General features: G+C 74.4%; 16 protein-coding genes and 1 pseudogene. 10 read left to right on the top strand and 7 right to left on the bottom strand.

The annotated features are described in order from the left end of the window. Both ACWDCZ_RS32340 and ACWDCZ_RS32335 read left to right on the top strand, forming a co-directional pair. Nucleotides 1-180, top strand: a pseudogene (locus tag ACWDCZ_RS32340) (MgtC/SapB family protein); the annotation flags it as partial. An 87-nt stretch (nt 181-267) separates the two neighbouring features. Further along, nucleotides 268-945, top strand: a complete 678-nt coding sequence (locus tag ACWDCZ_RS32335) for a YoaK family protein (protein ID WP_375874864.1) — start codon at nt 268-270, stop codon at nt 943-945. Nucleotides 946-1,109: 164 nt separating this feature from the next. Here the strand turns inward: ACWDCZ_RS32335 and ACWDCZ_RS32330 are convergent, their stop codons facing one another. Then, nucleotides 1,110-1,766 carry an Rv1733c family protein gene (locus tag ACWDCZ_RS32330; RefSeq protein ID WP_449817706.1) on the bottom strand — a complete coding sequence of 219 codons (657 nt, stop codon included), beginning with the start codon at nt 1,764-1,766 and terminating at the stop codon, nt 1,110-1,112. A 417-nt stretch (nt 1,767-2,183) separates the two neighbouring features. On the opposite strand from ACWDCZ_RS32330, the gene ACWDCZ_RS32325 reads away from it, so the two are divergent. Genes ACWDCZ_RS32325 through ACWDCZ_RS32315 form a run of 3 tightly spaced genes read left to right on the top strand, consistent with a single transcriptional unit; the run spans nt 2,184 to nt 5,622 of the window. Next, nucleotides 2,184-2,708 (top strand): PadR family transcriptional regulator, encoded by a 525-nt coding sequence (locus tag ACWDCZ_RS32325; protein ID WP_049656925.1) that lies wholly within the window; start codon nt 2,184-2,186, stop codon nt 2,706-2,708. Beyond that, on the top strand, nt 2,705-3,397 hold the full coding sequence (locus ACWDCZ_RS32320; protein WP_049656924.1) for an ABC transporter ATP-binding protein: 693 nt from the start codon (nt 2,705-2,707) through the stop codon (nt 3,395-3,397). Before ACWDCZ_RS32325 ends, ACWDCZ_RS32320 begins: the two co-directional genes overlap by 4 nt. Beyond that, the gene (locus ACWDCZ_RS32315) at nt 3,394-5,622 is read left to right on the top strand and encodes an FtsX-like permease family protein (protein WP_449817705.1); all 2,229 of its coding nucleotides are present in this window, start codon (nt 3,394-3,396) and stop codon (nt 5,620-5,622) included. Before ACWDCZ_RS32320 ends, ACWDCZ_RS32315 begins: the two co-directional genes overlap by 4 nt. 35 nt (nt 5,623-5,657) lie before the next feature. Here the strand turns inward: ACWDCZ_RS32315 and ACWDCZ_RS32310 are convergent, their stop codons facing one another. Both ACWDCZ_RS32310 and ACWDCZ_RS32305 read right to left on the bottom strand, forming a co-directional pair. Then, nucleotides 5,658-6,209 (bottom strand): nucleotide triphosphate diphosphatase NUDT15, encoded by a 552-nt coding sequence (locus tag ACWDCZ_RS32310; RefSeq protein ID WP_449817704.1) that lies wholly within the window; start codon nt 6,207-6,209, stop codon nt 5,658-5,660. 21 nt (nt 6,210-6,230) lie between these two features. Next, on the bottom strand, nt 6,231-7,649 hold the full coding sequence (locus ACWDCZ_RS32305) for an SDR family NAD(P)-dependent oxidoreductase (protein WP_234348576.1): 1,419 nt from the start codon (nt 7,647-7,649) through the stop codon (nt 6,231-6,233). Between the two features lie 462 nt (nt 7,650-8,111). Here ACWDCZ_RS32305 and ACWDCZ_RS32300 point away from each other — a divergent pair, with 462 nt between their 5' ends. Continuing rightward, nucleotides 8,112-9,551: a GuaB1 family IMP dehydrogenase-related protein gene (locus tag ACWDCZ_RS32300; RefSeq protein WP_049656920.1), complete on the top strand. Its 1,440-nt coding sequence runs from the start codon at nt 8,112-8,114 to the stop codon at nt 9,549-9,551. On the opposite strand, the gene ACWDCZ_RS32295 is transcribed toward ACWDCZ_RS32300, so the two are convergent. After that, on the bottom strand, nt 9,512-10,525 hold the full coding sequence (locus tag ACWDCZ_RS32295) for a DUF5995 family protein (RefSeq protein ID WP_416875523.1): 1,014 nt from the start codon (nt 10,523-10,525) through the stop codon (nt 9,512-9,514). The genes ACWDCZ_RS32300 and ACWDCZ_RS32295 overlap by 40 nt on opposite strands. A 208-nt stretch (nt 10,526-10,733) precedes the next feature. Here ACWDCZ_RS32295 and ACWDCZ_RS32290 point away from each other — a divergent pair, with 208 nt between their 5' ends. After that, on the top strand, nt 10,734-11,573 hold the full coding sequence (locus ACWDCZ_RS32290; RefSeq protein ID WP_449817703.1) for a poly-gamma-glutamate hydrolase family protein: 840 nt from the start codon (nt 10,734-10,736) through the stop codon (nt 11,571-11,573). Nucleotides 11,574-11,611: 38 nt separating this feature from the next. Here the strand turns inward: ACWDCZ_RS32290 and ACWDCZ_RS32285 are convergent, their stop codons facing one another. Together ACWDCZ_RS32285 and ACWDCZ_RS32280 are read right to left on the bottom strand one after the other, a co-directional pair. Continuing rightward, nucleotides 11,612-12,007: a DUF3224 domain-containing protein gene (locus tag ACWDCZ_RS32285; RefSeq protein ID WP_449817702.1), complete on the bottom strand. Its 396-nt coding sequence runs from the start codon at nt 12,005-12,007 to the stop codon at nt 11,612-11,614. Between the two features lie 175 nt (nt 12,008-12,182). Then, the gene (locus ACWDCZ_RS32280) at nt 12,183-13,274 is read right to left on the bottom strand and encodes a PP2C family protein-serine/threonine phosphatase (RefSeq protein ID WP_049655986.1); all 1,092 of its coding nucleotides are present in this window, start codon (nt 13,272-13,274) and stop codon (nt 12,183-12,185) included. Nucleotides 13,275-13,483: 209 nt separating this feature from the next. Between ACWDCZ_RS32280 and ACWDCZ_RS32275 the strand changes: the two genes are divergently transcribed. Then, nucleotides 13,484-14,461, top strand: a complete 978-nt coding sequence (locus ACWDCZ_RS32275) for a pseudouridine synthase (protein WP_449817701.1) — start codon at nt 13,484-13,486, stop codon at nt 14,459-14,461. A 125-nt stretch (nt 14,462-14,586) separates the two neighbouring features. Further along, a complete protein-coding gene (locus tag ACWDCZ_RS32270; RefSeq protein WP_449817707.1) occupies nt 14,587-15,345 on the top strand; it encodes an SDR family NAD(P)-dependent oxidoreductase in 759 nt (252 codons plus the stop codon). 83 nt (nt 15,346-15,428) lie between these two features. Here ACWDCZ_RS32270 and ACWDCZ_RS32265 read toward each other — a convergent pair whose 3' ends face one another. Then, nucleotides 15,429-19,112, bottom strand: a complete 3,684-nt coding sequence (locus ACWDCZ_RS32265) for a SpoIIE family protein phosphatase (RefSeq protein WP_449817700.1) — start codon at nt 19,110-19,112, stop codon at nt 15,429-15,431. 553 nt (nt 19,113-19,665) lie between these two features. On the opposite strand from ACWDCZ_RS32265, the gene ACWDCZ_RS32260 reads away from it, so the two are divergent. Next, nucleotides 19,666-20,928, top strand: coding sequence for an IS256 family transposase (locus ACWDCZ_RS32260; protein ID WP_449817699.1), 1,263 nt, complete (start codon nt 19,666-19,668; stop codon nt 20,926-20,928). The last annotated feature ends 237 nt before the right edge of the window (nt 20,929-21,165 follow it).

Here is a 21,165-nt window from a genome sequence, read left to right as displayed (position 1 = left end):
GCCCGCCGCACCGACAACGGCGACGCCACCAGCCTGCGGGCCACCGTCGCGATCACCGGGCAGGTCGCCCCGGCACTCGAACAGGTCGTCACCCGGCTGTCCTTGGAGCCCGGCGTACGCGACCTGCACTGGCACCTGGAGGACGAGCCGGAGGACCCCGGCAACCCGGCGCTCGCCTGACGGGGCGGCGCGGACGTACCGTCACCACCCGGACCGCGTCACCGGACCGCGTCACCCGGACCCCCGCCCGAACCGACTGGAGGCAGGATGCAGACCCCCGATCCCGAGCACGGGCCGCTGGTGCCGATGCTGCTGGTGCTGACCGTGGTCACCGGAGTGGTGGACGCGGTCAGCTACCTCGAACTCGGCCACGTCTTCGTCGCCAACATGACCGGCAACGTGGTGTTCCTCGGCTTCGCCCTGGCCGGCGCGGCCAACCTCTCCGCCACCGCCTCGCTGGCCGCCCTCGCCGCCTTCCTGCTCGGCGCCCTGGCCGGCGGCCACCTCGCCCGCCGCCTGCCCGGCCACCGCGGGCACCTGCTGACCGCCGCCGTCGCCGTCCAGTCGGCGCTGGTCGCGGCGGCCACCGTGCTGGCGGCCGTGGCCGGCCACACCTCCGAGCCGGCCCGCTACACCCTGATCGGGCTGCTCGGCTTCGCCATGGGCGGCCAGAACGCGGTGGTCCGCGCCCTGAAGGTCCCCGACCTCACCACCACCGTGCTGACCATGACCATCACCGCCCTCGCCGCCGACCGCACCGGCCCCCGCCGGCTGGCCTCCGCCGTCTGGATGTTCGCCGGCGCCCTCCTCGGCGCCCTTCTGGTCCTCCACGCCGACATCCCGCTGGCCCTGGCCCTGGCCCTCGCGCTGCTCCTCGCCGTCGCGGCCCTCACCCACCGCGCCGCCAGGGCCGTCCCCGCTCCCGCCTGGACCCACCCGCGCTGACCGGGCGTCCGGTGACCCGCCGCCCGCCCGCGACCGGCGCCCGGCACGGACGGTGTCGAACCCCCGTGTTCCTCGGGGGGTTTCGGGCTGCCGGCCGGCGGCCCTCGGCCCGGACGGCGTTCCGGGCGGCCTCGACCTCCGGCGACCGGCCGGGGGTGACCGGCTCAGTCCTCGCTGCGGTGCCCGGCGCGGCCGCTCCAGAGGGGTTCGAGGCGCTCCCACTCGGTGCTCCAGGCGGCCTCCGCCCGGCGGTCGAGCGCCTGGAGGCGCAGGCGGAGGGCGAGGGCGAGCAGGGCCAGCAGGACGAGGAGGCCGCCGGTACCGGTGCAGGCGGCGGAGACGGCGAGGGCCACCCGGTCGGCCGGGGCGACGGAGACGGTGCCGGCCGCGTCGACCCAGACGGGGATCCGGCTGCCGGTGACGGCGGAGTGCGGGGCCTGGACGGTGCCGTGGCGCGGGCTGCCGTCGGGGGCGGTCCAGTCCGCGTCGACGTCCACCTGGTTGCTGTAGCCGCCGGCGAAGCGGCTGCCGGTGGCGGTGGTGCGGTCCGGGACGCCGCTGACCACGGCGTCGACCTGTTCCAGCCGCCCGCGGTCGGCGTCGGCCCGGTGCGCGGTGGCGCGGTAGAGGAGCAGCGAGCCGCCCGCGCACAGGGCGAGGGCGAGCACCGCGCCGAGCACGGCGGACAGCCAGGCGCGGGCGCGGGAGCGGTCGAGGGGGCGGGCGAGCGGCTCGTGCCGGGCACCGAGTGCCCGCCGCAGCCGCCGGCCGGTGCGCCGCGGGAGCGACGCGGGCAGGGCCGGACGGGGAGTGCTGGACACGGTGAGGGCTCCTCAGGGGCGCGGGGACGCTGGGCGGTTACGCCCCAATGTCCACCCGGCGGCCCCCCGCGCACAAGAGTCGTGCGCGTTCGGAGGACCGCCGGTACCTGCCGGTCAGGGCCGGTCGGCCCAGTGGCCGGGACGTTCGGCCCTCGGCATCCGCACCCGGTCCGGGCAGGCTGGGGTGTGGCGGCGTCCTCCCGGTGCTTGGGCGCGGCCGTGGCCCGGTCGGCCGTGGGGGCGCCGGGCCGAGGTACGGGGCAGGGGGTGGTCGTGGGGCCACCCCCTGCCTGTGCCGTGTCCGGCTCCGGCCCGTTCTCCGCCCGTTCCTCGCCGATGGACTGACGATGTCCCAGGTCGGGGCCGTATTCTGCCCAGATATACACTCGGGGTATACGCCGGGTGTATGTTTCCCCCATGAGTGTTCCTTTGACCCTTCTGGGGCTGCTGGAGCGAGAGCCGAGCCACGGCTACGACCTCAAGCGCGACTACGACGCCCTCTTCGGCCGCGGCAAGCCCCTTCCGTACGGCCAGGTCTACTCGACCCTCGGCCGACTGGCCCGCGACGGCAAGGTGGTGGCCGGCGAGGCGGAGCCCGGCGACGGGCCCGAGCGCAAGCGGTACGTCATCACCGAGACCGGGGCGACCGAGTTCGAGACCTGGCTCCAGGAGCCGGTCGCGCCCGAGCCCAACCTCCAGTCCGTGCTGTTCACCAAGGTGGTGCTGGCCCTGATGCTGGGCCGGGACGCCGAGCACTACCTGGACACCCAGCGCGCCGCCCACCTGCGCCGGATGCGCGAGCTCACCGAACTGCGCCGCACCGGAGCCCTGGTGGACGCCCTGCTCGCCGACCACGGCCTGTTCCACCTGGAGGCCGACCTGCGCTGGATCGACCTCACCGCCGCCCGCCTGGACGCGCTCGCCGCGGAGGTGAACGCGTGACCGCCGTGATCGAGGCCCGGGACATCGCCCTCGCCTTCGGGGAGACCCCCGCCCTGCGCGGGGCCAGCCTGTCCGTCCAGGCCGGCGAGGTGCTCGCCATCATGGGCCCCAGCGGCTCCGGCAAGTCGACGCTGCTGCACTGCCTGGCCGGCATCCTGGTGCCCGACGCGGGGGAGGTGCTGTTCGACGGGCAGCGCCTGGACACCATGCCGGAGGCCCGGCGCAGCGCCCTGCGCCGGGACAGGTTCGGCTTCGTCTTCCAGTTCGGCCAGCTGGTGCCGGAGTTGACGGCCGAGGAGAACGTCGCGCTGCCGCTGCTGCTGAACGGTGTGCGCCGCTCCGCCGCGCTGGCCCAGGCCCGTCCCTGGTTCGCCCGGCTCGGCCTGGACGGCATGGAGCAGCGCCGCTCCGGCGAGCTGTCGGGCGGTCAGGCGCAGCGGGTCGCGCTGGCCCGCGGCCTGGTGGCCCGGCCGCGGGTGCTGTTCGCCGACGAGCCGACCGGCGCGCTGGACTCGCTGACCGGCGAGCAGGTGATGGAGCTGATGGTCGCCTCCGCCAAGGAGCAGGGCACCACCGTCATCCTGGTCACCCACGAGGCCCGGGTCGCCGCGTACGCGGACCGCGAGGCGGTCGTCCGCGACGGCCGGGCCCGGACGCTCTCGGCCGGCGCCGGAACGGTGGCCCCGTGATCGCCTTCTCGCTCCGGCTGGCCGTCAGCGGCGGCCGGGAGGCGGTGGCCCGGCTGCTGATGATCGCGGCGGCGGTCGCGGTCGGCGTGGGGCTGCTGCTCTCGACCTTCGCCGGCGTGAGCGCGATCGACCGGGCCAACGAGCGGCAGCTCTGGATGAACACGGGCGTCAAGGGCGCGACCGCGGCCACCTCGGCGGACCCGCTCTGGTGGGGCGCCCGGATGGACTACTACCGGGGGAGGACCGTCTTCCGGGCCGATGTCGCCCCGACCGGTCCCACCTCGCCGCTGCCGCCCGGCCTGAGCCGGCTGCCCGCGCCCGGCGAGTACTACGCCTCGCCCGCGCTGGAGAAGCTGCTGCGCGACACCCCGGCCGTCGAACTGGGCGACCGCTTCCCCGGACGGCAGGTCGGCACCCTCGGCGAGGACGGGCTGCCCTCCCCGGACACCCTGGCGCTGGTCGTCGGCCGCACCGCGGACGAGGTCAAGGCCCTGCCGAGGGCCACCACCGTCACCAGCCTCGCCACCGTCCTGCCCCACGACTGCGAGTACGACTGCTACGGCGCGGGCGTGCACGGCGACGCGATGGTCCTGGTGCTCACCGTGGTCGCCGCCGCGCTGATCTTCCCGGTACTGGTCTTCATCGGCACCGCGACCCGGCTCTCCGCCGCCACCCGGGAGCAGCGCTACGCCGCGATCCGCCTGGTGGGGGCGACGCCCGGCCAGGTGTCGGTGATCTCGGCGGTGGAGTCCACCCTGGCCGCGGTGATCGGCACGGCCCTCGGCTTCGGCCTGTTCGCCGCGCTGAAACCGGTGGTGGCCGACGTGCCGTTCACCGGCGACCGCTTCTTCGCCTCCGACCTGAGCCTGACCCTGCCGCAGGCGGCCGGGGTGGTGCTGGGCGTGCCGGTGGCGGCGGCGCTCGCCGCCCGGCTCGCGCTGCGCCGGGTCACCGTCTCGCCGCTCGGGGTCTCCCGCAGGGTCACCCCGAAGCCGCCGAGCGCCTGGCGGCTGGCACCGCTGGTGGCCGGCCTCGCCGAACTCGGCTACTTCGTGGGCAACCGCCCGGAGACCACCGACGGGCAGTCCACGGCCTACCTGACCGGTTTCGTGCTGGTGATGCTCGGGCTGGTGGTCTCGGGGCCGTGGCTGACCATGGCCGCGGCCCGGGCGGTGGCCCGGCGCACCCGCCGTCCGGCCGCCCTGATCGCGATGCGCCGCCTGGCGGACGACCCGGGGGCGGGCTTCCGTTCGGTCGCCGGCGTGGTGCTGGCGCTGTTCGTGACCACCGCGACCCTGGCCATCATGAGCACCATCAACGCGAACCAGGGCATGCTCAACGGCGCCCCCGAGGTGCGCAAGGCGATCGTGGACGCCCCCTTCGGCAACCGGAACGACGCGGCCCTGCTGCCGTCGGTGCCCGATCGCGTGCTGGCCCGGGCGCGGGCCGTCCCCGGGTTCCAGGGGATCGCCCTGGTGCACGAGGACCCGGCCGGTACGGGCCAGCGGAGCGGGCGGGGCATCGTGCCCGGCCTGGTGAGCTGCGCGGACCTCGCGCAGATCCCCGTGGTCGGCCACTGCGCTCCCGGCGCCGCCGTCGCGGCCGTCGACCCCTACCAGCTGGTCGGCCTGGTGGACGCCTCCGACCGCGAGTGGCCGGCCGCACCGGTCTCCGCGGCCGAGGCGGCCGGGCTCCCGGTGCGGATGCTCTACGCGACCACCGACGGCTCCAAGGCGGCCAAGGAACAGCTGCGAACCCTGTTCATGAAGGAGTTCCCGCACTACGAGGCGAGGCTGGCCGAGGACTGGTCCTCCGCCGGGCAGAAGAAGCTCCAGGGCTGGCGGCAGCTGGCGAACGTGGTGCTGCTGACCACCCTGCCGATCGCCGGGTGCAGCCTCGCGGTGAGCGTGGTGGCCGGACTGTCCGACCGCCGGCGGCCGTTCGCGATGCTGCGGCTGACCGGCGCACCGCTCCGGCTGCTGCGCAGGGTGGTCGGACTGGAGAGCGCGCTGCCGCTGCTGGTGGTCTCGGCGCTCGCGATCGGGACGGGCTTCGCCGCGGCGGCGATGTTCCTCAAGGCGCAGAAGGACTACGACCTGGTGTCCCCGGGCCCGGCGTACTACGGGCTGACCGGTTTCGGGCTGGCCGCCTCGCTCGGGATCATCGCCTCGACGCTGCCACTGCTGAAGCGGATCACCGGACCGGAGGCGGCCCGCAACGGCTGAGCGCCGTCAGGCGGTCGGCTGCCCCGTCACCCGCATCAGCGGGCGACGGGGTAGCCGTGCGTTTCGGCCAGCAGCCGCGGGGACAGCCGCGGCAGCCAGCTGCCGAGCACCAGCGCGGACGGGTAGAACATCGGCTCGGGCAGCGCGTCCACCGGGACGCGCTCCCAGCCGCCGCACGCGTGCGGCTCGGTGACCACGGCCTCGGCCAGGCTCGGCGGCGCCAGCACGGCGGCCGTCAGCCGGGGCCGGCCGAGCTCGTGGTCGAGGTGGACGGCGAGCACCCGCATCTCCTCGGCGGGCAGCACGATGCCGGTCTCCTCGGCGAGTTCGCGGGCCGCGGTCCGCTCGAAGGACTCGCCGGGGTCGACTTTGCCGCCGGGCAGGCTCCAGGTCGGCGGCTCGCCGGCCGTGGTCCGGCGGCCGATCAGCACCCGGCCGTCCCCGGTGGGCACGATCACCCCGGCGCCGAGCAGCGGTGCGGTCGGCGGGACCGGCGGGACCGGCGGGACCGGCGGGACCGGCGCGGCGGGCGCGGCGGGTCCGGTGGGCGCGGTCGGTCTGGTCGGTCCGGTCGGTGCGGTGCTCAACTCGCCATCCCCTTCGGCTGGTTACCAGTTGGAGCGGTCGTAGTCCTTGAGGAAGCAGCCGTACAGGTCCTCGCCCGCCTCGCCGCGCACGATCGGGTCGTACACCCGGGCCGCGCCGTCGACCAGGTCGAGCGGGGCGTGGAAGCCCTCGTCGGCGAGGCGCATCTTGTCCGGGTGCGGCCGCTCGTCGGTGATCCAGCCGGTGTCGACGGCGGTCATCAGGATGCCGTCGGACTCGAACATCTCCTGCGCGCTGGTGCGGGTGAGCATGTTGAGCGCGGCCTTGGCCATGTTGGTGTGCGGGTGGCCGGCGCCCTTGTAGCCGCGCGAGAAGACGCCCTCCATCGCGGAGACGTTGACCACGTACTTGCGGCGGGACGCGGAGGCGGCCATCGCCGGGCGCAGCCGGCTGATCAGGATGAACGGCGCGGTGGAGTTGCAGAGCTGGACCTCCAGCAGCTCCATCGGGCCGACCTCGCTGACGGTCTGCACCCAGCTGTTGGTGTCCGCGAGGTCGGGCACCAGGCCGCCGGCGTCGATCGCGGTGCCGGCCGCGATCCGGTCGGGCGTCGCGGAGCCGGTGACCAGGGCCAGCGAGGTGACGTCCTCGGCGGTGATCCGCTGCGTGTCGCCGCCCGCCTGGTGGGGGAGGGCGGGCAGGTCGACGCTGCCGCTGCCGAAGCGGCCGATGGTGGTGGCCTGGGGCAGCTCGCCGGCCGGCAGCGGGGCGGACTCGGCGTTGACCAGCTCGCGGTAGGACTCCGGCGGGCGGCGCACGGTCTGCGCGGCGTTGTTGATCAGGATGTCCAGCGGGCCGTCGGCGGCGACCTCGTCGGCCAGGGCCATCACCTGGGCCGGGTCGCGCAGGTCGATGCCGATGATCTTGAGGCGGTGGATCCACTCGGCGCTGTCCGGCATCGCCGTGAAGCGGCGGATCGCGTCGTTGGGGAAGCGGGTGGTGATGGTGGTGTGGGCGCCGTCGCGCAGCAGCATCAGCGCGATGTACATCCCGATCTTGGCCCGGCCGCCGGTGAGCAGCGCGCGCTTGCCGGTGAGGTCGGCGCGGGCGTCCCGGCGGGAGCGGTTCTTGACCGCGCAGTCCTGGCAGAGGTTGTGGTAGAAGGCGTCGACCTCGATGTACCGCTGCTTGCAGGTGTAGCAGGAGCGCGGGCGCTCCAGGATGCCCGCGATCTCGGTGGTGGTGACGGTGGTCAGGCCGAAGGCGCCGGCCGTCTCGTCGTCGATCCGGGTGGGCGCGCCGGTGGCGGTACGGGCGGTGACCTCGCGGTCGTTGGCGGTCTTGCGGGCCCGGGTCTCCTGGCGGCGGCGCTGCTTGAGGGTGCGGAATATGCCGCCGACGGCCTTGCGGACGGTGATCGCGTCCGGGTGGTCCACGTGCAGCTCGTCGAGCTCGGCCAGCACCTCCAGGCAGAGCCGCAGCCGCTCGGGGTCGAGGCCGGGACCGAAGTCGGTCTCCTCCTCGGCGCCCTCGACCGGGTCCTGGCCGAGGTCCGTCCGCCCGGTGCCCGTCTGCTCGATGCCCGCCTGTCGGAGGTCCGTCTGGTCGATGTCCGTCTGACCGATGCTCACGCCTGCTGCCGCTTTCCCGATTCGCCACGCCCACACGCGTGAAGCCAAGCCCCTTACCGCGTGAATGCTACGGGAGCGGTCCGGACCGGGGCGAAAACCCGACGTCGGAGGGGGTCTTTGGATGATCCTCCATGTCTACGCGCGGAGTATTGATCACGGTTTGTACGCAGCCCCAGCAATGCCCGTCGAACTGGCTTTTGCCCCCACCCTCACGGAGAATCGAACGCTGGGTGCCGGGCGCCCGAGTGCGCTCCGGCGGCATCGCCGCAACCGCACCCGAGGTGTATCCCCCCAGCCAGAGAGCCCTCCTTCATGCGCTTCCTGAACGACCTCAAGCCCTCGTACGACCTGACGTACGACGACGTCTTCATGGTCCCCAGCCGTTCCGCCGTGGGCTCCCGGCAGGGCGTCGACCTCTCCTCGAACGACGGCACCGGCACCACCATCCCGCTGGTCGTGGCCAACATGACCGCCATCGCCGGCCGCCGGATGGCCGAGACCGTCGCCCGCCGCGGCGGCCTGGTCGCCATCCCGCAGGACATCCCCACCGAGGTCATCGCCGAGGTCGTCTCCTGGGTCAAGCAGCGCCACCTGGTGTTCGACACCCCGATCACGCTCGCCCCCGGCGCCACCGTGGCCGAGGCGCTCTCGCTGCTGCCCAAGCGCGCGCACGGCGCCCTCGTGGTGGTCGAGGACGGCAAGCCCGTCGGCGTGGTCACCGAGTCCGACTGCCAGGGCGTGGACCGCTTCACCAGCCTGGCCGACATCATGTCCCGCGAACTGCTGCTGCTGGACGAGGGCATCGACCCGCGGACCGCCTTCGAGAAGCTCACCGAGGCCCACCGCAAGCTCGCCCCCGTCGTGGACGGCGAGGGCCGACTGGTCGGCATCCTCACCCGCAAGGGCGCGCTGCGCGCCACCCTGTACACCCCGGCCGTGGACGAGGCCGGCAAGCTGCGGATCGCCGCCACCGTCGGCATCAACGGCGACGTCGCGGGCAAGGCCGCGGCGCTGATCGAGGCCGGTGCCGACGTGCTGGTGGTCGACACCGCGCACGGCCACCAGGAGTCCATGATCAGCGCGCTGCGCGCGGTGCGCGGCCTGGACCCGCGGGTCCCGATCGTGGCCGGCAACGTGGTCTCCGCCGCCGGTGTCCGCGACCTCGTCGAGGCGGGCGCCGACATCCTCAAGGTCGGCGTCGGCCCCGGCGCCATGTGCACCACCCGGATGATGACCGGCGTCGGCCGGCCGCAGTTCTCCGCCGTCCTGGAGTGCGCCGCCGAGGCCCGCCGGCTCGGCAAGCACGTCTGGGCCGACGGCGGCGTCCGCCACCCGCGCGACGTCGCGATGGCGCTGGCCGCCGGCGCCTCCAACGTGATGATCGGCTCCTGGTTCGCCGGGACCTACGAGTCCCCGGGCGACCTCCAGACCGCCGCCGACGGCCGCCAGTACAAGGAGAGCTTCGGCATGGCCTCGGCCCGCGCCGTCAGCAACCGCACCGCCCAGGACTCCTCGTACGACCGGGCCCGCAAGGCGCTGTTCGAGGAGGGCATCTCGCACTCCCGGATGTTCCTCGACCCGACCCGCCCCGGCGTCGAGGACCTGATCGACTCGATCATCGCGGGCGTCCGCAGCTCCTGCACCTACGCGGGCGCCGGCAGCCTGGAGGAGTTCCAGGAGAAGGCGATCGTGGGCATCCAGAGCGCGGCCGGCTACGCCGAGGGCAAGCCGCTGCACTCCAGCTGGGCCTGACCGGCTCCGGCGCCCGCTGCGCCTGTTGTGCCTGCCGGGCCCGCCGCGTCGGGGCCCGCACCGTCGGCCGTCCGGTTCCTCGCCTCGGGGAGCCGGGCGGCCGCGGCCGTCGCGGGGGGCGTCGCGGGGGCCGCCGCGGGGGCCGTTACGGGGGTGCGGTGCCCGGGGGCCTGGCCGCTGATCCGGCCGCCGGCCGCTCCGGTGTCGCGCCCGTCCTCCGGTCCGCCGCCGTGCCTCCCGCCCGGCCTCCCGCCGTGCCTCCCGCTCGGCCCGAGCGGGAGCAGCAGGACGCGGCCGAGCAGCCCGACCGATCCGTCCAGCGCCGTGGCGAGGGCCCGGGCGGCGCCCGGCAGGTGCCGCAGCTCCCAGAGCGCCTCGACGGTGCCCCAGGCGCCCTCGCGGGCGGCCCCGACCGACCAGGCGCCGAGCAGGTGGGTGAGCGGCTCGGCGCGCTCCAGCAGGTCGGGTCCGGGCATCAGCTGCTCCCGGACGGCCGTCTCCACCTCGGCCAGCACCCGGTCGATCCGGTGGTAGTCCGGCTCGACGTCGGACGGCTCGCAGCCCCGGCGGCGGCAGGTGTCCACGACGGCCAGCGGCAGGTCGTGCTGGATGTGGGCGGCCATCCCGGCCAGCGCGAACTGCAGCGGGTGCACCCCCGGGTGGGCGCGCAGCGCGAACAGCGGCCGCCAGCAGGCGGGCGGCTCCTGCCCGGCCGCGTCGGCGGCCACGGCCCGCAGGTACCGCCCGGCGAACACCACGTCCAGCTCGGCCACCGCCGACGGGTCGGCGAAGCGCCCGCCGTCCAGCCGGTCGCGGACCGCCTCCGTCACGGTGAGGTAGAGCCGGTTGAACACCCCCACCCCGTCGGCCGGGGGCAGCCCCGCCCCGATCTCCCGCAGCCGGCCGACCACCTGCTCGACCGTCCGCGCCTCCACGACCACTGCCGTCGTACGATCCACCGCCGTGTCGGGCATGCGCCACCCTCCGATGCCGATCGTGCACTGATCGCATCATCGTGGCAGTGCCGGCCCGTGCCCGGGCGGATGCGGCACGCCTCCGTCAGGCCGGTGTCGCACGGTCAGGCCGGTGTCGCACGACCGGGCCGATCCCGTCATGACATGGCGTCGACTTGGCCAAAGCCTTGCCGGTACTTTTCCGATCCCCCACCTCCTGTCATGATCCGTGACCGTGATTAACCGTCGTACCCTGATCGCCGCGTTCGCCGCGGCCCCGGCCCTCAGCACCCTCGGCGCCGCCGTGGGCAGCACCCCCGCGAGCGCCGCCGCCGACCTGTACCCCTCCAACACGGCCCTCTACGCCAACCCGACCGTGGTCGAGGGCGTGGACTACGGCCGCCGCTACCGCCGGCACCTGGTCGACGACCAGAGCCCGCAGGGCCGTACGCCGTTCGTCCGGACCACCGTCATCGCCCCGCACGGCGGCGGCATCGAGGGCGGCACCTCCGAACTGTGCCTGGCCATCGCCGGCTACCACCCGGCCGACCTCGCCCCGGCCCCGGCCGCCGGGCCGACGCACGACTTCTGGATGTTCGAGGGCCTGCGCTCCTCCAACAACAGCGAGCTGCACGTCACCTCGACCCACTGCGACGACGGAGTGGCCCGCGCGATGTGCGCCGGCAGCCGCAACGTGCTGTCGCTGCACGGCTGCACCGCCGCCCAGGCCGGACTGGAGGTCGGCGCCCAGGCCGTGCTGGTCGGCGGCCTGAACCCCACCTTCCGCCAGTACCTGATGGAGGAGTTCGCGGCCGCGGGCATCCGGGCCGTGACCGCCTCCGGCGAGGAGGAGATCGCGGGCATCTCCCCGGAGAACATCTGCAACCGCAGCCTGCTCGGCATGGGCGCCCAGCTGGAGATGACCACCGAGCTGCGGGCCGCGATGTTCGCCCCGGGCAAGAACACCCGCACCGAGCGGGCGGCCAACACCCTGCCGCTGTTCTGGGCCTACGCGACCGCGGTCCGGACCGCGATCCAGCGGCTGGAGGCGACCCAGCCCATCCTCTGACGGACCGGGGCCGCCGGCCGCGCGCGCCGCGGCCGGCGTCAGCCCAGCCCGTACTCCAGGACGTAGGTGTGGGTGCCGGACCCGTCGACGGTCAGGTGGAACTCGCCGGTGATCCCGGCCAGCTCGCCCGTGCCCGTGCCCGGCACCACCCGTATCGTCGTGCCGGTGGTGTCCCAGGCCGCGTGCTGGAGCACGAACGAGCCCTTGCGCCCGTCCAGTTCACCCGTCACGTGCTCCACCGCGACGTACGAGGCCGGGCTGCCGGAGGGGCCCGCGACGGAGAGCATCCGCACCTCGCTCTCCCCGCTCAGCCCGCCCGTGAAGGTCTTGGCGATCCGGACCCGCCCGAACGCCGCGCCCTCCCGCTCCTCCGTCTCCACCGGCTCGAACGCCGTGACCTCGAAAGACCCGCTCGCCGTACTCCCGCTCCCCATGGCACCGTCCCCTCGTCGATCCGCGACCACCCTGCGGCCGGCTCCCCGCCGACCGTGGACCGAGCCTTGCACACACCACTGACAATCGCGGCCGGGAAGCTCTCCGGAGCTGCTCCCCGGGCAGTTCTCCGGACCGCTTTCCAGACCGCCCTCCGGAGCCGTCGGCGCGGCCCGGTCACGGCTCCCAGCGGATCGCCAGCACCGCCGCGTCGTCGGCCAGGCCGGCGTCGCCGACCCAGCCGCCGACATCCGTCAGCACGGCGTCCAGCAGGTCCGCCGGGGTGCCGCCGTGCAGTCCGGGCAGCCGCTCCGCGATCGGGTAGAACCGGCCCGCGGCGTCCCGGGCCTCCGACACGCCGTCGGTGTGCAGGAGCAGCAGGTCGCCCGGCTCCGGGTCGAATCGCCGGTCCGGGTAGCTGTCGTCGGTGAGCCCGAGCAGCCCCAGCGGCGGCGCCGGGAACGGGGGCTCCAGCTCGCTCACCCGGCCCGCCCGGCGCAGCAGCGGGGGCGGGTGGCCGCAGTTCACCAGCCGCACCGGCCCCCGGTCCGGCGCCACGTCGAGCAGCAGTGCGGTGGCGAACCGCCCCTCCTCCGACGGCCGGGCGGCCAGCGCCGCGTCCAGCCGTTCGGCGAGCCGCCCGGGGTCCGGCTCGGTCCGCGCGGCCTCCCGGAACACCCCGAGGACGTCCGCCGCCGTCTCCACCGCCGGGAGGCCGTGCCCCTGGACGTCCCCGAGCAGGATGCGCAGCCCGAAGCGGGTCTCCACCACGGCGTACAGGTCCCCGCCGATCCGGGCCTCGGCGGCCGCCGCCACGTACCGCACCGCCAGGCGCAGCGGCCCGATCCGCTCCGGCGGCGGGCGCAGCAGGGCCCGCTGGGCCGCCTCGGCCACCGTCCGGACCTGGAACAGCTCCCGCTCGCGGGCCGCCACCAGGACGACGCTGGCCGCGCTGGCCAGGGTCGAGGCCAGGACGGTGACCGGCACGCTGATCCGGACCGAGAGCGGCAGCTGCGCGTTGGCCGACTCCAGCAGGCCGACGGCGACCACCGCGGCCGCGCCGACCAGCAGCGGCACCCGGGCCCGCCGGGTGGTCGCACCGGCCAGCACCGGGGCCACCGCGAGCAGCGGCGCCAGGGTGGTCCCGGGCCCGATGGCCAGCGCGGCCACCACGGCGGCGACCAGCAGAAGGAGCGAGCCGTACAGCAGCAGCCGGGTCCGCCTCGGCAGGTGCAGCGGCGGCACCCCGTCCGGGCCGTCGGCGGTCACGCGTCCTCCAGTGGTGCCGGCCGGTCGGTCCGGCGGATCGGTCGGTTGCTCGGTTCGGTTCGGCCGGTGGGGCGGCTGGTCGGCCCGATCGGCGGACGGTCGGAGGCCCCCGGCGTCACGAGGGCCTCCGGTCCACTTTCCCTGCCCGGCCCCGGGTCAGCACCTCGGCCGAGGGGCGCGCGCCGGCGCGCACTAGGCTGGGGCGGGAGATGAGACGCAAGAGCCGCCGCCCGGCCTCCCCCCTCCCGCAGCGCCACGGTGTGGACCCGGTCCACCTCCGGCTGCCGCTCGAAGGCCCCTGGCCGACCGTGCGGGACCACCTGGTGGACCGGCTGCCCGCCGTCCCGGCCGAGCGGGTCGACGCCGCGCTGCGGGACGGCGAGATCGTCGGCGAGCAGGGCCCGATCGCCCCGGCGGAGCCGTTCCGCCCCGGTGCCCACCTGTGGTTCTACCGGGACCTCCCCGAGGAGGTGCGCGTCCCGTTCGAGCTGGTCGTGGTGCACCGCGACGAGCACCTGGTGGTGGTCGACAAGCCGCACTTCCTGGCCACCACCCCGCGCGGCCGGCACGTCACCGAGACGGCGCTGTCCCGGCTGCGGCACGCCCTCGACCTGCCCGCGCTCAGCCCCGCGCACCGCCTGGACCGGCTCACCGCGGGCCTGGCCATGTTCGTCGTCCGCCCGGAGGACCGCGGCGCCTACCAGACGCTGTTCCGGGACCGCCTGGTGCGCAAGGAGTACCAGGCCGTCGCCGGGTACGACCCGGAGCTGAGCCTGCCGCGCACCGTGCGCAGCCACATCGTCAAGGAGCGCGGGGTGATCGCCGCCCAGGAGATCGACGCGCCGCCGAACAGCGAGAGCCGGATCGACCTGCTGGAGCGCCGCGACGGCCTCGCCCGCTACCGGCTGCGGCCGCTGAGCGGGCGCACCCACCAGCTGCGGCTGCACATGTGCGGCCTCGGGCTGCCGATCCTCGGCGACCCGGTCTACCCGGTCGTGCTGCCCGAGCCCGCCGCCGACGACTTCCGCCGCCCGCTGCAACTGCTCGCCTCGACGATCGAGTTCACCGATCCGCTGACCGGCCGGGAGCGCCGCTTCGAGACCCGCCGCACACTGACCGCCTGGACCGACCCGCAGGGCTGGGCCGACGACGCCGGTCCCGGGCCCCAGGACCTCCGAACGATCTAGCTAGGGCCAACGTCCGAGCCGGTTCCCGTTCCGGTGGCCGATCCGCCGACCGGCCCGGCGGCGGGATGGTGTGCGGCATGAACGCAGGCACCAACGCAGACAACAACGCGGGCATGAGCGCGGGCATGACGAGCGCAGGCACCGGCGGGGCGCGGCGCGCAGCCGTACCGCGGAGCGCTCCCGTCGCCCTGGTCACCGGAGCCTCCCGCGGCCTCGGCCTGGCCCTCGCGCGCGCCCTCGCCGCCGACGGCTGGCAGCTGGTGATCACCGCCCGGGGAGCGGCCGAACTCGCCGCCGCCGCGGCCGATCTGGCCGCCGTCACCAGGGTCGTCGCCCTGCCCGGCTCCGTCGTCGACGACGACCACCGCGCCCACCTGGCCGGGGCCGCGGAGGAGCTCGGCGGTGCGAGTCTGCTGGTCAACAACGCCGGAACGCTCAACGGCGCCCCCGGCCCCGGCGGGCAACCGCTGCCCCGGCTGGCCGACTTCCCGCTGCCGGGCCTGCTGGAGACCTTCGAGGTCAACACGTTCGCCCCGATCGCCCTCACCCAGCTCGTGCTGCCCCAGCTGCGCGCCCACGCCGGCGCCGTCCTCAACGTCAGTTCCGAGGCCGCCGTGGTGCCCTACCGCGGCTGGGGCGGTTACGGTGCCAGCAAGGCCGCGTTGGACCTCGCCGGCGACGTACTCGCCCGGGAGGAGGCGGAGTTGCGGGTCTGGTCGGTGGACCCGGGCAGCATGCGCACCCGGATGCTCCAGGAGGCCGGCCCCGGCGAGGACGTCTCCGGCGCGCCGCTGCCCGAGCGGGTGGCGCCGGCCCTGCTCGGCCTGCTCCGCGACCGCAGGCCCTCCGGCCGCTACCGCGCCGAGGACCTGGCCGGCCGCTGACGACACCCCCCGACCTCGGTGTCCCGCCCCAACTCGCCGCCCGCGCACCGGCCGAGAGACGCGGTGCGACAGCCGCCGGTCGTTCAGGCAGAGGGTGTTGCCCCCGGGGGCAGCTCCAGCTCGAACCAGACCACCTTGCCGTCCTTGGTTCGGCGGCTGCCCCAGCGGTGCGCGAGCTCGTTGACCAGGTGGATGCCCCGGCCGCCCTCGTCCTCGCTGCGGGCGCGGCGGATCCGCGGCACCTCGGACTCCTGGTCGGCGACCTCGACGGTGAGCACCCGGTTGCAGTACAGCCGCAGTTGGGTGGGCGATCCGGCGTGCACCAGCGCGTTGGTGATCAGTTCGCTGGTGAGCAGCTCGGCCCAGTCGATGAGCGCGTCGAGTCCCCAGGAGGCCAGTGTCTCGCGGGTGAAGCGGCGCGAGTGGGCGACCATGGCGTGGTCGCCGGTGAGCCGCAGGGTGGCGATCCGGTCCGCGCCCTTCGGACGGACCTGCGCCATGATGACGGCGATGTCGTCCTCGCCCGTGGTCTCGGTGAGCCGCTTCAGGACGGCGTCGCAGGTCTGTTCCAGCGAGCCGCGCCGGTCGGCGACCGTCCGGCACAGCAACTGCAGTCCCTCGTCGAGGTCCTGGCCCCGGCGCTCGACCAGCCCGTCCGTGTAGAGGGTCAGGATGCCCTCCTCGGGGAGGGTGAACTCGGCGCTCTCGAAGGCGACTCCGCCCACCCCCAGTGGGGCGCCGGTGGGCAGCTCGACCAGGTGCGCCCGCCCCTCGGTGTCGGCGACCACGGGCGGCAGGTGCCCGGCGCTGGCCGCGGTGCACTGGCGGTCCACCGGGTCGTAGACCACGCAGACGCAGGTGGCGAACTGGCCCTCGCCGATTCCCGCGGTCGCCTCGTCCAGCCGGTACAGCACCCGCTCGGGATCCAGATCCAGGGTGATCAACGTCCGTGCGGCTGTGCGGAGTTGTCCCATGGTGGCGGCGGCCCGGATGCCGTGGCCCATCACGTCGCCGACGATCAGCGCGACCCGCCCGGAGGACAGCGGCACCACGTCGAACCAGTCGCCGCCGACCTCGCTGACCACGCTGCTCGGCAGGTAGCGGTAGGCGAGGTCCAGCCCGAGCGTGCGGTGCACCTCCTGTGGCAGCAGGCTGCGTTGGAGGGTGAGCGCGGTGTCCCGTTCGCGGCGGTAGAGCCGTCCGTTGTCGATCGCCAGCGCGGTGCGGGCGGCCAGCTCCTCGGCCAGCGAACGGTCCGCCGACCCGAACGGCACCGGGTTGCGGGAGCGGACGAACTCCGCGCCGCCCAGCACCTGTCCGCGCGCCACCAGCGGCACCATCAGGTACGAGTGCACCCCGGCGTCCAGGCTCGGCTGCACCCGGTCGGGCGAGGCGACGATCCGGCTCAGCTCCTCCTCGGTCACCTCGGAGACCAGGATCGAGCGCCGGGTGCGCAGGCTCTGCGCGTACAGCCCGGCCGACTGCGAGGTCTCGCCCACCTGGTCGGCCGCCCCGAGCATGCCGCCGTCCGGGCCGGTGTCGCCGACCGCCACCGCCCGCATCAGCACCGGGCCCTCCGCCGGGACCGCCCCGGGCTCCTCGCCGCTGAGCACCGCCTCGCGCAGGTCCACGGTCACGAAGTCGGCGAAGCGCGGGATCACCACCTCCACCAACTCCCGGGCGGTGCGGTGCAGATCGAGCGTGGTGCCGATCCGGTTGCTGGCCTCGTTCAGCAGCGACAGCCGCTGCTGGGCGGCCCACGCCTCGTCCAGCGCCCGCTGCCGGGCGGCGGCCGCGTCGCGCTCGCGGGTGAACAGCAGCGCGTTGTCGATCGAGACGGCCGCCCGCACCGCCAACTCCCCGGCCAGCGCCACGTCGTCGTCATCGTACGGGCGCTCGACCCGGGTGCGGTAGAAGCCCGCCACGCCGACCGGGGTGCCGCGCGCGATCAGCGGGACCACCATGAACGACAGCACGTTCTGCTCCCGTACGGCGGCCTGCCGCACCGGGTCGTCCGCGAACCAGGCCATGCCCTCCTCGTCCATCCTGGGCACCAGGACGGGCTTGCGGTGCGCCAGGCACCAGGCGTACGGCGAACCGGGCACGAAGCGGTGCAGGTTGCCGGTGCGGGCGATCGGCGCCAGCGTCGAGCCGGGCACCGAGTGGAAGGCCATCCGCCGCAGCAGCGCCGAGCCGTCCACCGGGGCGGTCGCCTCGCGCTCGCCGCGGACCAGCTCCTCCAGCACCTCCACCACCACCGTGTCGGCCAGCCTCGGTGCCGCCACCTCGGCCAACTCCTGCGCGGTCTGGGCGAGATCGAGCGTGGTGCCGATCCGGGCGGAGGCCACGTTGACCAGCGCCAGACGCTCCTGCGCGGCCCTCGCCTCGCGCAGCGCCTGCTGCCGGGCCAGCACGGTCTGGTGCTGGCGCAGGTACAGCCGGGCGTTGTCGATCGCGACGGCCGCGCGCGAGGACAGTTCGTCGCCGAGCGTGATGTCGGCCGCCGCGAAGGACTCCCGCGCGCCGCGCCGCGAGTACACCACCATGCCGAGCGTCGTACCGCGCGCCACCAGCGGGGTGATCCGCACCGAGCGCGGGCGGTCGCCCAGGTAGGCCTGGCGGCGGCTCTCGTGGACGGGCTCGCTCAGCATCGGCAGCTCCCAGGAGGGCACCACCACCGTGCGCCCGCCGGCCAGCGCCCGGGCGTACGGGGAGTCCGGCCGCAGCTCGTACACCGCGTCCACCGGCAGCGAATCGGCCGGGTAGACGGCGTCGGCGGAGGCGATCGCCAGGCGGCGCACCAGCAGCGGGACGTCCGGCGCGGGCGGCTCCACGTTCCGGCCGGCCACCAGCTCCTCCAGCCCGAACACCGCGCTGATGTCGGCGACCCTCGGCACCATCGCGTCGACCAGCTCCCGGGCGGTCTGCCGCAGGTCCAGCGTGGTGCCGATCGAGGCGGTCGCGTCGACCAGCAGGGACAGCCGCTCCTGGGCGCGGGCCGCCCGGGCGTCGGCATGGAACCGCTCGGTGATGTCGATGACCGTGGCGCACACGCCGAGCACCCGGCCGCCGCGGTCCCTCAACCGGAAGTACGAGGCCGACCAGGCGTGGTCGTGGCTCGGGTCGCCCGGGGTACGGCCGTGCGCCAGGTCGTCCACCACCGGCTCGCCGCTCTCCAGCACCCGGCGCATCACCGCCTCGGACTCCGGGGCGTTGATCCCCGGCAGCACCTCGGTGAGCCGACGGCCCAGCGGCTCCTCGACGCCCAGGCCGTTCGCGTCCGCCAGCGCCGCGTTCAACCGGACGAAGCGCAGGCCGGTGTCGAACACCGCCATGCCGACCGGGGACTGCGTGAAGAACCCGTCGAGGAGCGCCAGATCGGCCTGGAGCCGGCGCAGCGTCGTCACCTCGGAGGCCACCGCCAGCACCATCGGGGCGCCGCCCGGGCCGCGGATCGGATACGTACGGAACTCCAGGTTCACCAGGTGCCCGTCCCGGTGCCGCACCGGGAACACCCCGGACCACGACCGGCCCGCCAGGATCTGCCGGAACAGCTGGAGCACCTCCGGCCGGTGCTCCTCGGAGGTCAGCAGCGTCGCCGCCCGCGCCCCCACCGCCTCCTGCGCAGGGTGCCCGAGCAACGCCTCCGCGTCACCGCTCCAGTGCAGGATCCGCCCGTCGGCGTCGATCAGCGCCGTGGCGATCGGCACCATCAGCAGGGCGTCCTGCCGAGGCTGCCCCGCGCGCTGCGCGTATTCGTCCACCATGGCCAGAGAACCGTCCCAGAAACCGTCCGGAGATCGTTCCCACCAGCCCTGCCATCTTCGCACGCACCCCCACCCACCGCAGCCGCCCCAGCCCCCACACCCCGCACCCACCCTCAGGCCCCGCCCACGGCGGCAGGGCCTCCACCACCACCTCTCGAACCGGAAGCTCCCGCACGAGAAGTCGATCCAGCCGACTCCCTGTGCGCCCTACCCGAGCACGGTTCCTGTCGCTGCGGCCTCCCACCACGCCCCGAGCTGGTGCCCGCGCGAGAAGCCGGCCCAGTCGACTTCTCGCGTCCCTACCCTCAGGCGCCGCCCACGGCGGCGCGGCCTTCACCACGACTCGAACCGGCAGCTCCCGTGCCATCCGTCGGCCTCGGAGCGACTGCCCCGAGCCCCTCACCCCGGTTGTGCGCAGGAAGTGGGAGTGTCATGAATTCGGTGGACACCCTGATCAAGGGAGACACTGATGAGCTCGCTGTCGGATCACCGGATCGAGTCGGTTCCTGACGGATCGGTTTCGTCGGGGCAGGGATCGGCCGATGCCTTGGACATGGGTCCGAGGAAGAACACCGGCGGGTCGGATGTGGTGGCGTCGGTCGCCGAGCTGGCGGCCGAGCAGGCCAGGGCCGGCGGGATGCAGCTGCTGGGCGAGGGCGGACTGCTGCAGCAGCTGACCCGGCACCTGCTCCAGGAGGCGCTGGAAGCCGAGATGGACGAGCACCTGGCCGGCACCGCCGGGTCGGGCCGTAGCTCCCGCAAGGGCGGCAACGCCCGCAACGGCTACCGCTCGAAGACGGTGATGACCGAGGCCGGCCCGGTCACCGTCGAGGTCCCGCGGGACCGGGCCGGGACTTTTGAGCCCAAGGTGGTACCGAGGCATTCGCGTCGCACCGAGGGTCTGGACAACCTGGTCATCTCGCTCACCGCGAAGGGCCTGACCTCGGGAGAGATCGTCGCCCACCTGGCCGAGGTCTACGGCATGACCACCAGCAAGGAGACCGTCTCCACGATCACCGACCGGGTCCTGGAGGGCATGGCCGACTGGCGAAGCCGTCCGCTCGACGCGGTATACCCGGTCCTGTTCGTCGACGCCGTGAACATCAAGGTCCGCGACGGGCAGGTCGCCAACCGGCCCGTCTACGTTGTCCTGGGCGTCACCGCCGACGGCTACCGCGACATCCTGGGCCTGTGGACCACCGGCGGCGGCGAGGGCGCGAAGTACTGGCAGTCCGTCCTGACCGAGATCAAGAACAGAGGCGTCAAGGACTGCCTGATCCTGGTCTGCGACGGCCTGACCGGACTGCCCGACGCCGTCGCCCAAGTCTGGCCGCAGACCGTGGTCCAGACCTGCATCGTCCACCTCCTGCGGAACCCCTTCCGCTACACCGCCAAGCGGGACTGGGCAGCGGTGGCCCGAGACCTCAAACCCGTCTACACCGCACCAGGCGAGGCCGCGGCCCTGGACCGCTTCGCCGAGTTCACGGCCGCTTGGGAGGCGAACTACCCGGCGGTGGTGCGACTGTGGGAGAGAGCCTGGCCCGAGATGGTCCCCGTCCTCGGCTTCGACACCGAGATCCGGAAGATCATCTGCACCACCAACGCCATCGAGAGCCTCAACTCCCGCTACCGCCGGGCCGCCAGCGCCTGCGGCCACTTCCCGAACGAGCAGGCCGCCCTGAAACGCCTCTACCTGGCGACCCTGGCCCTCGACCCCACCGGACGAGGCCGCCAACGCTGGAGCAACCGCTGGCTCGGAGCCCTGAACGCCTTCGACATCGCCTTCGACGGACGCCTGTCAGCCGGACGGGTGTGAGCCAACCGGCCCACACCCGACAACAAGATCAACACCTAGACCAAACGGGTGCCGTACACCGGAATCCTGATAGTCCCCAGGAAGTCGACCGGGCGACTCTGCTGGCGAAGTCGGTTGGGTTGGGCGTGGGACGGTAAGTGTGTGCTGGTCGGGGTGGGTTGGCTGTCTGTGGGGGTGGGTCGTGTTGCGTCCTGGTGGTGTGTCGGGGATTCCGGCGGAGACGGTGGCGCTGGCTCG

The organism is Kitasatospora sp. NPDC001225, from assembly GCF_053597855.1.
The sequence above is the reverse complement of the archived record's forward strand: the minus strand, read 5'-3'. Positions and strand labels throughout refer to the sequence as shown.

Bases quoted from the DNA above. Each gene is read 5' to 3' on its own strand.
- ACWDCZ_RS32325 (WP_049656925.1), top strand. From the start codon at position 2,184: ATGAGTGTTCCTTTGACCCTTCTGGGGCTGCTGGAGCGAGAGCCGAGC.
- ACWDCZ_RS32260 (WP_449817699.1), top strand. From the start codon at position 19,666: ATGGGTCCGAGGAAGAACACCGGCGGGTCGGATGTGGTGGCGTCGGTC.
- ACWDCZ_RS32270 (WP_449817707.1), top strand. From the start codon at position 14,587: ATGACGAGCGCAGGCACCGGCGGGGCGCGGCGCGCAGCCGTACCGCGG.
- ACWDCZ_RS32285 (WP_449817702.1), bottom strand. From the start codon at position 12,007: ATGGGGAGCGGGAGTACGGCGAGCGGGTCTTTCGAGGTCACGGCGTTC.
- ACWDCZ_RS32300 (WP_049656920.1), top strand. From the start codon at position 8,112: ATGCGCTTCCTGAACGACCTCAAGCCCTCGTACGACCTGACGTACGAC.
- ACWDCZ_RS32335 (WP_375874864.1), top strand. From the start codon at position 268: ATGCAGACCCCCGATCCCGAGCACGGGCCGCTGGTGCCGATGCTGCTG.
- ACWDCZ_RS32275 (WP_449817701.1), top strand. From the start codon at position 13,484: ATGAGACGCAAGAGCCGCCGCCCGGCCTCCCCCCTCCCGCAGCGCCAC.
- ACWDCZ_RS32265 (WP_449817700.1), bottom strand. From the start codon at position 19,112: ATGGTGGACGAATACGCGCAGCGCGCGGGGCAGCCTCGGCAGGACGCC.
- ACWDCZ_RS32295 (WP_416875523.1), bottom strand. From the start codon at position 10,525: ATGCCCGACACGGCGGTGGATCGTACGACGGCAGTGGTCGTGGAGGCG.